The following is a 13,899-nucleotide window of genomic DNA, read 5'->3' as shown; positions in this document are numbered from 1 at the left end:
GGCCGCTCGCGCTGCTGGCGGTGGCGGCCGTCGCCGCCGCGGCGCTCGGGGTGCCCGCGGTGAGCCTCGTGCGCTGGACCGTGGCGGGCACGTCGGCCGGCGTCGACTGGCCCGCGCTCGGGAGCGCCGCGCTCGCGACCCTGCAGGTCGCCGGGCTCGGGGCGGCCCTGACCATCCTGCTCGCGCTGCCGGTGGGCATCCTCGCCGCCCGGCACCGCGGCCGTGTGGTCACCGCCGTCGAGACCGCGGCCTACGCCGGCCACGCGCTGCCCGGCGTGACGATCGGGCTCGCCCTGGTCTTCGTCGGGATCCGGCTGGTGCCGGGGATCTACCAGGAGCTGCCGCTGCTGGTCGTCGGGTACGCCGTGCTGTTCCTGCCGCTGGCGGTCGGGGCCGTCCGGACCGCGGTCGAGGCCGCGCCCGTCGGTCACGAGGAAGTCGCCCGCTCGCTCGGCTGCGGCCGCGCGGCGGCGTTCGCGCGCGTCACCCTCCCCCGCGCGCTGCCCGGCACGGTCGCCGGCGCCGCGCTCGTGTTCCTCACCGTGGTCAAGGAGCTGCCGGTGACCCTGATGCTGCGACCGACCGGCACGGACACCCTCGCGGTCCAGCTGTGGAGCCACACCGGGGCGGGCGCCTTCGCGGCCGCGGCCCCGTACGCCGTGGTCCTGGTGCTGGTCTCGGCGGTCCCCGCCGCGCTGCTCGACCGGGCGGTGCACCGGTGAGTGCCGGGCTCGCGGTCGCGGGCGTGCACGCGGGCCATCCCGGCGTGCCCGTCCTGCATGGGGTGGACCTGGCGGTGCCCGCGGGCGCGCTGGTGGCGGTGCTGGGCGGGTCCGGCAGCGGCAAGACGACGCTGCTGCGCTGCGTGGCCGGCTTCCACCCGCTCGCCGCCGGCGAGATCCGGCTCGGGGACCGTCTTGTCGCCGGACCGGGCGTCGACGTGCCGCCGGAACGCCGCCGGGTCGGTCTGGTCCCCCAGGACGGCTCGCTGTTCGCGCACCTGTCGGTGGCCGCGAACGTCGGGTTCGGGCTCGACCGGGCCGCCCGCCGCGGCCCCCGGGTGCGCGAGCTGCTGGACCTGGTCGGGCTCGCCGACCTCGCCGACCGCATGCCGCAGGAGCTCTCCGGCGGCCAGCAGCAGCGGGTCGCGCTGGCCCGGGCCCTCGCCCCGGACCCCGCCCTGGTGCTGCTCGACGAGCCCTTCAGCGCCCTCGACGCCGGGCTGCGGGCCGAGGTCCGCGAGCAGGTCCGCGCCGCGCTGCGGGCCGCCGGCACCACCGCGGTCCTGGTCACCCACGACCAGCAGGAGGCGCTCGGCGTCGCCGACCTCGTCGCGCTGCTGCGCGACGGCCGGATCGTCCAGGTCGCCCCGCCGCGGGAGATCTACGGCACGCCGGCCGACGTCGGCGTGGGCACCTTCGTCGGTGAGGCGGTGGTCCTGCCGGCGGTCGCCCGGGGCGGCTGCGCGGATACCGTGCTGGGCGCGCTGCCGGTGGCGGCCGCGGACGGCCCGGGCCGGCTCCTGGTCCGGCCCGAGCAGCTGCGGCTACGCCCCGGCGGGCCGGCGCGGGTCCGGGAGGTGATCTTCCACGGGCACGACGCGACCGTGCTCGTCGAGCTCGGCGGCACCACGCTGCGCTGCCGCACGGCCGCCCCGGAGACCCCGGAGCCGGGCGCCGAGGTGAGCCTGCAGGTCCGCGGACCGGTGCGCTTCTACCCGGAGTGACGCGGCCGTCCGGCCGAGGACCTCCTGCACGGCGACGCCGGCGAGCAGGCAGGCGAGCACGACGAGGGCCGTGGGCAGCCCGGTCAGCGCCGTCATGACCGCGTAGTGGGTCAGGTAGATCGCCAGCGACGCCCCCGCGAGCAACCCGCACACCCGCACGAGCGGCCGCGGCACCGGCAGCGTGGGCACCAGCAGCAGCGCCGTGCCGACCGCGACGACGGCCGCCCGGTGCGGCTCGTGGGCGAACATCATCGGCACCGCGACCGCGAGCCCGGCGAGCACGGCGACGCGCTGCCGCACCGTCGCGGCGCGCTGCGCGGCCCAGCCCAGCGCGAACAGCCAGATCACGGTGGGCACGCTCATCTGGCGCAGGGAGAAGGCGTTGGCGCCGTCGTCGACGAACTGGCCGAGGAGCCCGGCGACGTACCCGGCCGCGGGCAGGGCGAACGGCCGGCTCCGGTCGAGCGCCCGCACCGCGGGCACCGCGAACAGCAGCGCCATCAGCAGCAGGATCTGCGGCAGCGTCTCGACGAACCAGTACCCCCACGCCTCCGGGTCGACGACGTAGTTGAGCAGCAGCGCGTTGTACCAGTCGACGTCGTCGGCGACGGTGGCGCGCCAGGCCACCCACAGTGCGCTCGGCACGGCGATCCGGGCGGCGGTGCGCAGGATCGTGCGCGACGGCCGGGGCGGGGCCAGGGCGAACCGCGCGAACGCCCAACCCGCCGCGGCCAGCAGCACGTGCGAGCCGCCCAGCAGCCGGAACAGCCCCACGTGCGAGCCCACGATCAGCACGATCGCCACGGTCCGCAGGACGACGGGGGTCTCCACGGGCAGCCACCGCCGCGGCGTGCGACCGGGTCCGGCGAGCGCGACGAGGTCCGCCACCGTGCGCTCCGGCCAGTCCGGCGGCAGCGCACCGACCGCGCGCTGCAGCCGCAGCGCCGTCTGGACGTACCGCAGCGAGTCGCCGCCGAGCCCCACGAAGGTGTCCGCGTCGGCGATCGCACGGCCCGGGAAGACCGCCGCGAAGGCCCGGCGCACCGGATCCGGGCCCGCGGGCGGCTGCTCCGGCGCCGCCGCCGCGGCGATCGCGGCGAGGTCGACCTTGCCGTTGGGCAGCCGTGGGATCGCCTCGACCACGGCGACCCGGACGGCGGTCGGCGGCAGCCCGAGCCGCTCGGCGAGCAGGTCGGCCACCGCCGTCGCGTCGCCGCCGCGGACCACCGCGACGGCCAGGCCGGTGTCGTCGCCGGTCGCCGCGGCCGTGACGCCCGCCGCCGCGAGGACCCGCTCGACCTCGTCGAGGTCCACCCGCAGCCCGAACGGCTTGACGAACCGCGCCGCCCGCCCGGTGATCTCGAGCAGACCGTCGGGCCGCAGCCGGGCCCGGTCGCCCGTCTCGAGCCGGTCGACGGTCCGACCGAGGGCGAGGTCGGCGCCGCCGCGGGCGTAGCCGAGCATCACGTTCTCGCCGCGGTAGACCAGGTCGCCCACGCCGTCCGGGTCCGGCCGCTCGATGCTGAACGCGCCGCCGGGCACGGCCACCCCGACCGCCGAGGGCGCCGTCGCCGCCCGCTCCGGCGGCAGGTAGGCCATCCGCGCCGTGGCCTCGGTCTGGCCGTACATGACGTAGAGCGCCCAGCCGCGCTCCGCCCCGAGCGCCGCGTACCGCTCGACCGCCGCCGGGTCCCACCGACCGCCCGCCTGCGTGACGTAGCGCAGCGACGGGAGCGCGCGGTCGGCGAAGCCCGTCGCGTCGAGCAGGTCGAACGTGTACGGGACGCCGTGCAGGCTGGTCAGGCCGAGCTCCGCGAACTCGGTCCAGAAGGCGGGCTCGGCGACCGACCGGGTCGGCAGCACCACGGTCGCGCCGCGTGCGAGGTTGCTGTTCACGACCGAGAGCCCGTAGCAGTACTGCAGCGGCAGGGTGAGCGGTGCCCGGTCGCCCGGCCGGATCGGCAGGTAGCCGGCGATCGAAGCGGCGTTGGCCGCGAGGTTGCGCGCGGAGAGCCGGACGAGCTTCGGCGAGCCGGTGGTGCCCGAGGTGGGGAGCAGCAGGACGAGGTCCGGGTGCAGCTCCGGGCCCGGGCCGCGCTCCTCGATCCGCACGCCGTCCGCCTCGGGCCGCACGACGACGGCGGGGTCGTGCGCCGCGAGCAGCGGTTCGGTGCGCGCCGGGTCGTCGCCGACCAGCAGCGCGACGTGGCCGGCCCGCAGCGCCGCCAGGTACGTGACGACCGGCTCGACGCCCGGCCCCGCCACCACCGCGACGAGCCGCCGGCCGCTGCCGAGCTCGGCCGCCCGCGCATCGGCCCGCGCCGCCAGCTCCCGATAGGTCAGGCACACCCCACCGGGCACCAGCAACGCCGGGCGCCCGCCGTGGCGCGCGAGGGCACCGGCGAACTCCGGCGTTTCGGTCATACTCCCATCAGATGTGGTGAGCCTGGCCTTGGCAATACACCGGACGGACGGACCTCATCACGGCGGCGGAGGAGCGGCCCGCCGCAGCCGCGCCGCCACCCTCAACCCGCCGCTCGGCGGCAGCTCCAGCACCAGCGACCCGCCCGCCAGCTCGACGGTGCGGGCGGCGATCGCGAGGCCCAGCCCGGAGCCCTCGACGTTGTTCTGCCCGGGCGAGCGCCAGAACCGGTCGGTGGCCCGTTCGAGCTCCTCCGGCGGGATGCCGGGCCCGGTGTCCAGCACCGCCACGTCGACCAGGGGCGGGTCCGCGCCGCGCACCGGCCGGACCGTGACGGTCACGGTGCCGCCGGGCGGGGTGAACTTCACGGCGTTGTCGAGCAGGGCGTCGAGCACGGTCTCGATGCCCCCGGGCGCGATCCGCACCCGCAGCCCGCGCACGCCGCCGCGCAGCAGCCGTAGCCCGGTGTGCTCGGCCAGCGGTCGCCACGCGTCGAGGCGGTCGTCGACGGCCGGGTCGACCGGCGTGTCCACCTCCCGGTCCACGCCGGCGTCGCGCTCGGCCCGGGCCAGCGCCAGCAGCCCGTCGAGCACACCGGAGAGCCGCTCGGCCTCCTCCAGCGCGGCGACGTGCTCCTCCGCGGCGTCGCCCGCCACGTGTCCGTCGAGGTTGGACAGCCGCAGGCGCAGCGCGGTGAGCGGGTTGCGCAGCTGGTGGCTGGCGTCGGCGACGAAGGCCCGCTGGGTCGACAGCGCCTGGCCGACCGACTCCGCCATGCGGTCGAAGGACAGGGTGAGGCGCCGAAGCTCGGGCGGGCCGGACCCGTCGGACACCGGCTCGGCGGGCCGTCCGGCCAGCACCGCACGCGTCACGCGGCCGGTGCCCTCGTCGAGGCGGCGCACCGGCCGCAGGATCCAGCGGGTGACCGGCACCGCGACCAGCACGCCGAGCGCGAGCGCCGCCAGCACCAAGGCCGCGACCAGCGACCAGACGCGGATCTCGGCCGCGCGCAGCGCGTCGGTCGGGGAGACGGTGATGGCCGCGCCGCGCACCTCGCCGTCGACCAGGACCGGTTCGGCGAGCACCAGCGGCCGGGTGTCCCACGGCATGATCAGCGGCGGCGCGGCCGACCGGCGGCTGGCCAGGGCGACCTGCAGGCGTTCGCGGCCGTCGGCGTCGAGGGCGGGCGGCATCGCGCGCGCGGCCGCGACGACCCGCCCGGCCCGGTCGACGACGGTGACCGCCACGCCGTAGACCTCGTCGTAGCGGGCCAGCTCCTCGGCCAGCCCGGCCGCGCTGTCCTCGGTGATCGGCCGCTGCGCGCGCGAGGCGAAGTAGATGGTGTCGGTGAGCCGGTCGATGAACAGCTCCTGCTGCGCCGCGCGCGAGTTCGACACCGCGAGCGGCACGCCGAGGCCCAGCGCCAGCAGCCCGACCAGCACGCAGACGATGACGAGCAGCCGGGTGCGCACGTCTCGGCCCGTTCAGCCGCCGAGCCGGTACCCGACGCCGCGCACCGTCTGGACCAGGTCGGGCCGGCCGAGCTTGGTGCGCAGGGTGGCCACGTGCACGTCGAGCGTCCGGTTCGCGCCCGGCCAGCTGCGCCCCCACACCTCGGCGACGATCCGGGTGCGGGTGCACACCGTGCCGCGCGCGGCCGCGAGCAGCGCCAGGACCTGGAACTCCTTGCGGGTGAGGGTGACCTCGGCGCCGTCGACGGTCACGCTGTGCCGGCCGAGGTCGATCGCCACGCCGTCGTCCGTGGTGACCACGCGGTCGGCCGGCTCGCCCTCGCTCGGGCCGCGGCGGCGCTGCACGGCGTGGATTCGCGCGACCAGCTCGCCGACGTCGTAGGGCTTCACCACGTAGTCGTCCGCACCGGAGTGCAGGCCGACGATCCGGTCCTCGACGTCCCCGCGGGCGGTGACCACGATGACCGGCACGTCGCTGGCCTGCCGGATCGCCCGGCAGACGTCGACGCCGTCGGCGTCGGGCAGGCCCAGGTCGAGCAGCACGACGTCGACGCCGGCGAGGTGGTCGACGGCCCCGCGGCCGCGTTCGAGCCGCGTGGTGGTCATCCCGTGCCGGTGCAGGGCGGGGCGCAGGGCGGCCGCCACCCGGTCGTCGTCCTCCACCAGCAGGATGTGCACACCGCCTCCGATCACTGTTGTTATCGAGAAGAAACCCTAAAGCTTGCCCAAGGTGATGGACTCGCATGTCCGATTCGCCCTAGCGTCCCGCCATGCCTGGAGGCCGCCCATGACCGAGACCGGTACCCCGATGATCAGCATGGCCGCCGTGGACAAGCACTTCGGCGACCTGCACGTGCTCAGGGACATCAACCTCGAGGTCGACCGCGGCCAGGTGGTGGTCGTGCTCGGCCCCTCCGGCTCGGGGAAGTCCACGCTCTGCCGCGCGATCAACCGGCTGGAGCCGATCGACTCGGGCACGATCGAGGTCGACGGGCAGGGGCTCCCGGCCGAGGGCAAGGCGCTCGCCGCCCTGCGCGCGGACGTGGGGATGGTCTTCCAGAGCTTCAACCTGTTCGCCCACAAGACCATCCTCGACAACGTCATGCTCGGCCCGCTCAAGGTACGCAGGCAGGACAAGGCCGCGGCGGAGAAGAACGCGATGCGGCTGCTGGAGCGGGTCGGCATCGCGAACCAGAAGGACAAGTACCCCGCGCAGCTCTCGGGCGGGCAGCAGCAGCGCGTCGCGATCGCGCGGGCGCTCGCGATGGACCCGAAGGTCATGCTGTTCGACGAGCCGACCTCCGCACTGGACCCCGAGATGGTCCAGGAGGTCCTCGACGTCATGACCGGCCTGGCCAAGGAGGGCATGACGATGCTCGTGGTCACCCACGAGATGGGCTTCGCCCGCCGCGCGGCGCACCGGGTCGTCTTCATGGCCGACGGGGAGATCGTCGAGGACTCCACACCGGACGACTTCTTCACCAACCCGACGAGCGACCGTGCCAAGGACTTCCTCGGCAAGATCCTCACCCACTAGCTCCATCCCCGACTGACAACGGAGAGCGACATGAAGTTGCGTGCCCTCGTGGTGGGCCTGCTCGCCGGCAGCCTCGCCCTGACCGCCTGCGGGCAGTCCGGGTCGCCCGGTGGATCCGGCGCCCCCGTCGTGTCGAACGCCCCCGCGGCCGACGTCCAGGTGGCGGGCTCGCCCACGTTCGACGCGATGAAGGCCCGCGGCGCGGTGATCATCGGCGTCAAGGACGACCAGCCCGGCCTGGGCTTCAAGGACGCAACGACCGGCCAGTACTCCGGCTTCGACATCGAGATCGCCCGGCTCGTCGCCGCGCAGCTCGGCTTCGCCGCCGACAAGATCCAGTACAAGACGGTCCCGTCGGCGGCCCGCGAGGACACCATCGAGCGGGGCGAGGTCGACTACTACGTCGGCACGTACACGATCAACGACAACCGCAAGAAGCGCGTGTCGTTCGCCGGCCCGTACTTCGTCGCCGGCCAGGGCCTGCTGGTCAAGTCCGACAACACCGACATTACCGGGCCGCAGACCCTGAAGGGCAAGAAGGTCTGCTCGGTGACCGGGTCCACGCCGATCCAGCGGGTGCGCGACCAGGGGCTGACCGAGCCGCAGAACATCGTCGAGTTCCAGACCTACACCCAGTGCGTGGACCAGCTGCTCGCCGGCCAGGTCGACGCGGTCACCACGGACGACGCGATCCTCAAGGGCTACGCGAGCCAGCAGCCGGACCAGCTCAAGGTCGTCGGCGAGACCTTCTCCACCGAGCCCTACGGCATCGGCCTGAAGAAGGACGACGCCGCCCTCCGCGGCAAGATCAACGACATCCTCCAGGCGTCGTACGACGACGGCACCTGGCAGAAGATCTACGACGAGACCCTCGGCAAGTCGGGCTCGCCGGCCTCGCCGCCGGCGCTGCAGCGCTACTGATCCGGTACCGATCCCGGCTCCCGGGGCGGGTCGCGTCTGCGACCCGCCCCGGTCCGCCGTCCGGCGCGCGGCCCCCGCGCAGAACGGAGACCAGGTGAACGTCCTGCTCGACAACCTCCCGCTGTACGGGAGGGCGTTCCTCGGCACCATCCAGCTGTTCGTGGTCTCCGCGATCGGCTCCCTCATCCTCGGCACGATCCTGGCCGGGATGCGGGTCAGCCCGGTGCCGGTGCTGCGGGCGTTCGGCACGGCCTACGTGAACATCGTCCGGAACACCCCGCTCACGCTGGTCTTCTTCTTCCTGACATTCGCCTACCCGCGGCTCGAGATCGTCCCGCTCTCCTACTTCGTGGGCGCCTGCGTGGCGCTGGTCCTCTACACCTCGGCCTTCGTGTGCGAGGTCGTCCGCTCCGGCGTGAACACCGTCCCGGTGGGCCAGGCGGAGGCCTCCCGGGCCCTGGGCTTCACCTTCGTGCAGACGCTCGGCCAGATCGTGCTCCCGCAGGCCTTCCGCGCCACGGTCCCGCCGCTCACCAACATCATGATCGCGCTGCTGAAGAACACCACGATCGCGGCCGGCTTCTCCGTGTTCGAGGCCGGCGGCATCTACCAGAACCTGTCCGAGCGGGGCTACAACGTCTTCGTCGGCCTGCTCTGGGTGGCGTTGTTCTTCATCATCCTGGTCGTGCCGCTGACGCTGCTGCAGCGCAACCTCGAGAAGCGATGGAGCGTGGCCCGATGACCGCCGTCCTCTACGACGTCCCGGGACCGCGCGCCCGCGTGCGCAACACCCTGTTCGGCCTCATCGGTACCGGCGTGGTGCTGGCCGTCGTCGGGTTCGTGGTCTACCGCCTCATCGACACCGGGCAGTTCGACCCGGCGAAGTGGGAGTGGATCACCTACATCAACATCCAGTACCTGCTGCTCGGGGCGCTGTGGAACACGGTCTCGGCGTTCCTCGTCGCGGCCGCGCTGTCCCTGGTCTTCGGGGCCGTGTTCGCGGCGGGCCGGCTCTCCGACCACCGCTGGCTGCGGGTTCCCGCCACGGTGGTCGTCGAGTTCTTCCGCGCGATCCCGCTGCTGATCCTGATCTTCATCCTCTACTTCGGCCTGTCCCGGACCTTCCAGGTCGAGCTGCCCGCGTTCTGGGCCGTGGTGCTGGGCCTGATGCTCTACAACGGCTCGGTGCTCGCCGAGGTCTTCCGCTCCGGCGTGCGGGCCCTGCCGAGGGGACAGAGCGAGGCCGCGTACGCGCTGGGCCTGCGCAAGACCCAGGTGATGACGAACGTGCTGCTCCCGCAGTCCCTGCGGGCCATGCTGCCGACGATCGTCAGCCAGCTCGTGGTGGTCCTCAAGGACACCGCGCTCGGCTTCATCATCCTGTACCCGGAGCTGCTCTACCAGGCGCGCTACCTGGGCAGCCAGGGACAGCTCGGGGCGCCGATGCTGCAGGTCGCAATGGTGATCGCGGTCATGTACATCGGGCTGTGCCTGCTGCTGTCGCTGGTGGCGTGGTACCTGGAGAAGCGCAGCCGGCGCGCCCCCGGCGCGCCGAAGCAGGCGGACCAGCCGGGGCCGCCCACGCCCGTCGACGGCATGGTCGGCGTGGGCAACGCGCCGGGGGCGTGAGCCGGGGCGCGGCTAGAGGTTCTCCACCCGCACCGGCTCGATCCCCTCGGCCTCGGGCAGCGCGAAGCCGAACACCTGGGCGTAGAAGCTCAGCTCGGCGTCGAGGGCGCGGCGGATGTTCTCCGAGCGCCGGAAGCCGTGCTGCTCCCCCGGGAACAGCAGGTAGGCCACGGGCACGTGCCGGGCCCGGAGCGCGTCGACGATCGCCTCGGACTGGTTCGGCGGCACGATCGCGTCCTCGGCGCCCTGCAGCACGATCAACGGGGTGTGGAACAGCTCGACGTGCCGGATCGGCGAGCGCTCGACGTACACGTCCCGGGCCGCGGGGTACGGCCCCACGAGCCCGTCGAGGTAGCGGCTCTCGAACTTGTGGGTGTCCGCGGCCAGCGCCTCGAGGTCGGCGACGCCGAAGTGGTCCGCCCCCGCCGAGAACGGGGTGTCCTCGCGGGCCAGCGCGGCGAGCGTCGTGTACCCGCCGGCCGAGCCGCCCCGGATCGCCAGGCGCTCGCCGTCGACCCGCCCCGTCGCCGCCAGGTACCGCGCCGCGGCCAGGCAGTCCGCGACGTCGACGATCCCCCAGGCGCCCTTGAGCTCCTCCCGGTACGCGCGGCCGAACCCGGTGGAGCCGCCGTAGTTGACGTCGACGACCCCGAACCCGCGGCTGGTCCAGTACTGCACGCCGACCGACAGCACCGGCATGGCCGCGGCGGTCGGCCCGCCGTGGATCACGACGAGCAGCGGCGGCAGGGCACCCTCCGGCGCGGCGACCTCGGGGTTGGCCGGCGGGTAGTAGAGCGCGTGCGCAATCCGCGGTGCCCCCTCGCCGTCGACCGACGGGAAGGAGATCGACTCGGGCACGGAGAGGTAGCCGTCGTCCACGCCGAGCTCGCGGGGCGCGCGCAGGGTCTCCAGGTCGCCGTCGACGCTCACGACGTGCACGCCGGGCTCCTCGGTGGGCGTCCCGGCGACGACGAGCACGCTGCCGACCCCGTACGGCACCACCGAGGCGACGGCCGAGAAGGGCAGGTCGAGCTCGGTGAACTCCCCGTCGGGCTCCCGGACGGCCAGCCCGTCGTACCCCTTGCTCCAGCGCGCGAACACGACCCGGCCGCCCGGCAGCACGGCGTAGCGCGAGGTGCCGAGCTGCCAGCCGGGGACGCCGATCTCGGCGTCGAGCACCACGACCGGCTCGATGTCGCGCCCGGGCAGCCAGCGGTAGAGGTTCCACCAGCCGGTGCGGTCCGAGAGGAACCAGAGCGACCCGTCCGGCTGCCAACGCGGCTCGGAGACCGACTCCCCCGGCCCACCGGCGATGATCGCCTCGTCCCCGGTCTCGAGGTTGCGCCCCATCAGCACGGTGTCGTCCCACGGCATGGACGGGTGGTCCCACTGGATCCAGACCAGGCGCACCCCGTCGGGCGACAGGCGCGGGCTGGTCACGAAGTCCGGCCCGGTGACCAGCACCTCGGGCTCCGACGGCCGGTCAGCCGCCAACCGGACGATCTCGTTGCGGACCGCCGCGGCACCGCCCTCCGGCGCGTGCCGCTCGCGGATCGCGAGGATCGCCGAGCCGTCCGGCGTGACGAACCCGTCCGCGTACCGGTCCGCCCGCGGGAACGCCGGCTCCGGCGTGAGCGGCTCCGGCGCGCCGCCGGGCGCGAGCCGGTACAGCTGCTGGTCGGTCCAGTTGGCGAACCAGACCACCCCGTCGCGCACCCACCACGCGCCGCCGCCGTACTCGTGGACGCCGGTGCGCGCGTCGAACCCGTCGGGCAGCAGGTCGGTGGTCGCCCCGTCGGCCGTGCGGCGCACGAGCTGGGTGCGGCCGCCCTCGGTGGGCCGCGCCTCGGCCCAGACCACCGAGTCGCCGTCCGTCCGCGCGCCCGACACCCGCACCGAGGCCTCGACGACGAGCGCGGACGTGATCGGGGTCGGCCAGGAGCCGAAGGGCAGCACGGTGGGCGGGGTGTCGTGCCCGGGGGTCGGCGGAGCGGCGTGCGCGGTCACGCCCGCAACGCTAGTGCCCGGTACCGACACTTCGCGATCAGCCGCGGCATACGGGATCGGGTGTTGCGGGGCTTGGGGACGATCGCGGCGGGAGTCGCCGGGGCTCTGAGTCGTCAGGGCACGGGTGGCGTCAGGGCGCGGGGGTGTCAGTCGCAGGCGTTGCCAGGGCGCGGGCCTCGTCGGGGCGGGCACCGCCAGCGCGACGACCGTCCGCCCGCGGGGCACGTGCACGACCGCCCGCGGTCAACGACGGTCAGTGCGCGGGCGGCGTCCTGGCACGGGCACCGTCAGGGCACGCACCGTCAGAGCGCGGGCGTTGCCGGGGCGCAGGCGTTGCCACGGCGCGCGACGTCGGGGCGCGGCCGCTCGGGCGCCGGAACGGTCAGGGCGCGGGCACGGTGAGACGCAAGGACCGTCAGGCCGAGGGTGGTCGGCCACGTGTCCGGAGCGCCGTGCGCAGCAGACCGACGGCGCGGCGCAGCTTCCCCGGCCGCAGCACGGGCAGGATCCCGACGGCCGCGGACAGGCCCGCCCACCAGCGCACCTGCCCGTCCGTGCGCAGGACCCCGACGGCGGGCGTGCGGCAGCCCGAGACCGCCGCCGGCAGGTTCGGGTAGATCTCGGCGAGCCGCGGCTCCGTGCAGGGCCGCACCCTCACCTTCACGGTCACGCATTCGGGCAGCTCGCGGGCGATGCGGGAGCAGTGCGGACAGGCGACGTCGTAGACCACCACCAGCTCCCGCACCGCACGCGCCACCCCCGAAGGATCTCCTCCCGCGACCCCGGCCCGGGACGGGGGTCGACCCGGATCCCGGGAGGTGCCGAGCCGCGTAGCGTGGGGACGACCGCGCGGACAGGAGGCACCGACATGAGCCGGCCCGACGACCCAGGCCCCGCCGACCCCACCGCCGACATCACCGCCGACCCGACTGCCGGCCCCGCGGGCGCCGACTCCGAGCCGATCGACGCCGAGATCGTGGAGACGGAGACGGCAGGAACGTCGCCGGTGCCCGTCGCGCCACCCGCGCCCGGCAGCCCGACCGCCACGGGCTACACCGACGAGGGCGTGCCCACGCTCGACTACGTCCGGGACAAGATCGAGGGCCGCGCCGCCACGGCCGCCGGCTGGCAGGAGCTCACCGGCGACACCGAGGCGGGCCGGGACGCCGAGGAGAAGTTCGCCGAGCGAGAGCAGAAGGCCAAGGACCGCCTCGAGGAGATCCGCCGCTCCATGGGCCTGTAGCTCCGAGGCCCGCCGTGATCGGCGACGTGCGCCCACGGCAGCTCGGTCCGCCAGCAGCGCACCGGAACGCCGATCTTGCCGCCGGTGATCAATGTGTGAGTGCGCCAGCGGTCGAGCGCCCGACGATCGAGCGCGCTAGCGGTCGAGCGCGCTGACGATCGAGCACGCTGACGATCGAGCACGCTGACGATCGAGCACGCTGACGATCGAGCACGCTGACGATCGAGCACGCTGACGATCGAGCACGCTGACGATCGAGCACGCTGGCGATCGAGCACGCTGGCGATCGAGCACGCTGGCGATCGAGCACGCTGGCGATCGAGCACGCTGGCGATCGACCCGACGGCCTTCCCATCCCGGCCCGACGGACTCGACCGGACCCCCCGGCCGAGCCGACTCGTTCCCAGCACGCGTCGGCTCCCACACCTCCGGGGCGCGACGCGGGCCGTCGACGGGATGTGCGGCGCGGGTCGCGAGTGTGGGGACCCCGTTCGACCGGGTGTGCGGCTGGTCGTGATCAGCCACCAGGTGCGCCCACGGCCCCGAGATCCGCCGACAGTGCATCGGACTGCCGATCTTGTCGTCGGTGATCTCTGCCCGAGTGCACAGGCGGTCGGGCGACCCGCCTCATCCTCGCGCCGGCGCCCATACCCTCCGTGGCGCAACACAGGCCGTCGACGGCCGAGCCGCACGGGTCACCGCACTCCTCAGCTGCGCGGCTCGTTGTGATCAGCGATCATGTGCGCCCAGTGCAGCTCCGTCCGCCGACAGTGCACGAGACTGCCGATCTTGTCGTCGGTGATCACCGAGCGAGTGCGCCGGTGGTCGAGCGGCCCCGCCTCACGACCGCGCCGGCGCCCATACCCTCCGTGGCGCAACACAGGCCGTCGACGGCCGAGCCGCACGGGTCACCGCACTCCTCAGCTGCGCGGCTCGTTGTGA

General features: G+C 74.4%; 11 protein-coding genes and 1 pseudogene. 7 read left to right on the top strand and 5 right to left on the bottom strand.

The window, feature by feature from the left end:
* Together AB0B41_RS33840 and AB0B41_RS33835 are read left to right on the top strand one after the other, a co-directional pair.
* Positions 1-722, top strand: a 722-nt coding sequence (locus AB0B41_RS33840; RefSeq protein ID WP_358210646.1) for an ABC transporter permease subunit, incomplete at its 5' end; no start/stop codon positions are given.
* Entirely contained in the window at positions 719-1,726 is a 1,008-nt protein-coding gene (locus AB0B41_RS33835) for an ABC transporter ATP-binding protein (RefSeq protein ID WP_358210644.1), read from the top strand. The genes AB0B41_RS33840 and AB0B41_RS33835, both read left to right, overlap by 4 nt.
* A gap of 1,464 nt (positions 1,727-3,190) precedes the next feature.
* Here AB0B41_RS33835 and AB0B41_RS33830 read toward each other — a convergent pair.
* The 3 genes and pseudogenes from AB0B41_RS33830 to AB0B41_RS33820 all read right to left on the bottom strand — a co-directional run.
* Positions 3,191-4,150: pseudogene (locus AB0B41_RS33830) on the bottom strand (AMP-binding protein); the annotation flags it as partial.
* A 57-nt stretch (positions 4,151-4,207) separates the two neighbouring features.
* Positions 4,208-5,620 (bottom strand): HAMP domain-containing sensor histidine kinase, encoded by a 1,413-nt coding sequence (locus tag AB0B41_RS33825; protein WP_358210642.1) that lies wholly within the window; start codon positions 5,618-5,620, stop codon positions 4,208-4,210.
* 12 nt (positions 5,621-5,632) lie between these two features.
* Entirely contained in the window at positions 5,633-6,298 is a 666-nt protein-coding gene (locus tag AB0B41_RS33820) for a response regulator transcription factor (RefSeq protein WP_358210640.1), read from the bottom strand.
* Positions 6,299-6,428: 130 nt separating this feature from the next.
* Between AB0B41_RS33820 and AB0B41_RS33815 the strand changes: the two genes are divergently transcribed.
* The 4 genes from AB0B41_RS33815 (at position 6,429) to AB0B41_RS33800 (ending at position 9,707) form a co-directional block, all read left to right on the top strand.
* The gene (locus AB0B41_RS33815) at positions 6,429-7,157 is read left to right on the top strand and encodes an amino acid ABC transporter ATP-binding protein (protein ID WP_358210648.1); all 729 of its coding nucleotides are present in this window, start codon (positions 6,429-6,431) and stop codon (positions 7,155-7,157) included.
* A 30-nt stretch (positions 7,158-7,187) separates the two neighbouring features.
* A complete protein-coding gene (locus AB0B41_RS33810) occupies positions 7,188-8,078 on the top strand; it encodes a glutamate ABC transporter substrate-binding protein (RefSeq protein ID WP_358210638.1) in 891 nt (296 codons plus the stop codon).
* 94 nt (positions 8,079-8,172) lie between these two features.
* Entirely contained in the window at positions 8,173-8,820 is a 648-nt protein-coding gene (locus AB0B41_RS33805) for an amino acid ABC transporter permease (protein WP_358210636.1), read from the top strand.
* Positions 8,817-9,707, top strand: coding sequence for an amino acid ABC transporter permease (locus AB0B41_RS33800; RefSeq protein WP_358210634.1), 891 nt, complete (start codon positions 8,817-8,819; stop codon positions 9,705-9,707). Before AB0B41_RS33805 ends, AB0B41_RS33800 begins: the two co-directional genes overlap by 4 nt.
* Before the next feature lie 12 nt (positions 9,708-9,719).
* Here the strand turns inward: AB0B41_RS33800 and AB0B41_RS33795 are convergent, their stop codons facing one another.
* Both AB0B41_RS33795 and AB0B41_RS33790 read right to left on the bottom strand, forming a co-directional pair.
* The gene (locus AB0B41_RS33795) at positions 9,720-11,714 is read right to left on the bottom strand and encodes a S9 family peptidase (RefSeq protein ID WP_358210632.1); all 1,995 of its coding nucleotides are present in this window, start codon (positions 11,712-11,714) and stop codon (positions 9,720-9,722) included.
* A gap of 415 nt (positions 11,715-12,129) precedes the next feature.
* A complete protein-coding gene (locus tag AB0B41_RS33790) occupies positions 12,130-12,471 on the bottom strand; it encodes a hypothetical protein (RefSeq protein ID WP_358210630.1) in 342 nt (113 codons plus the stop codon).
* Between the two features lie 111 nt (positions 12,472-12,582).
* On the opposite strand from AB0B41_RS33790, the gene AB0B41_RS33785 reads away from it, so the two are divergent.
* A complete protein-coding gene (locus AB0B41_RS33785; RefSeq protein ID WP_358210628.1) occupies positions 12,583-12,957 on the top strand; it encodes a hypothetical protein in 375 nt (124 codons plus the stop codon).
* Positions 12,958-13,899 lie beyond the last annotated feature (942 nt).

Origin of the sequence: Pseudonocardia sp. NPDC049154 (genome assembly GCF_040648315.1) — a bacterium.
GTDB lineage: Bacteria > Actinomycetota > Actinomycetes > Mycobacteriales > Pseudonocardiaceae > Pseudonocardia.
This window is presented reverse-complemented; position numbering and strand designations above follow the sequence as displayed.

Bases quoted from the DNA above. Each gene is read 5' to 3' on its own strand.
- AB0B41_RS33815 (WP_358210648.1), top strand. From the start codon at position 6,429: ATGATCAGCATGGCCGCCGTGGACAAGCACTTCGGCGACCTGCACGTG.
- AB0B41_RS33810 (WP_358210638.1), top strand. From the start codon at position 7,188: ATGAAGTTGCGTGCCCTCGTGGTGGGCCTGCTCGCCGGCAGCCTCGCC.
- AB0B41_RS33800 (WP_358210634.1), top strand. From the start codon at position 8,817: ATGACCGCCGTCCTCTACGACGTCCCGGGACCGCGCGCCCGCGTGCGC.
- AB0B41_RS33785 (WP_358210628.1), top strand. From the start codon at position 12,583: ATGAGCCGGCCCGACGACCCAGGCCCCGCCGACCCCACCGCCGACATC.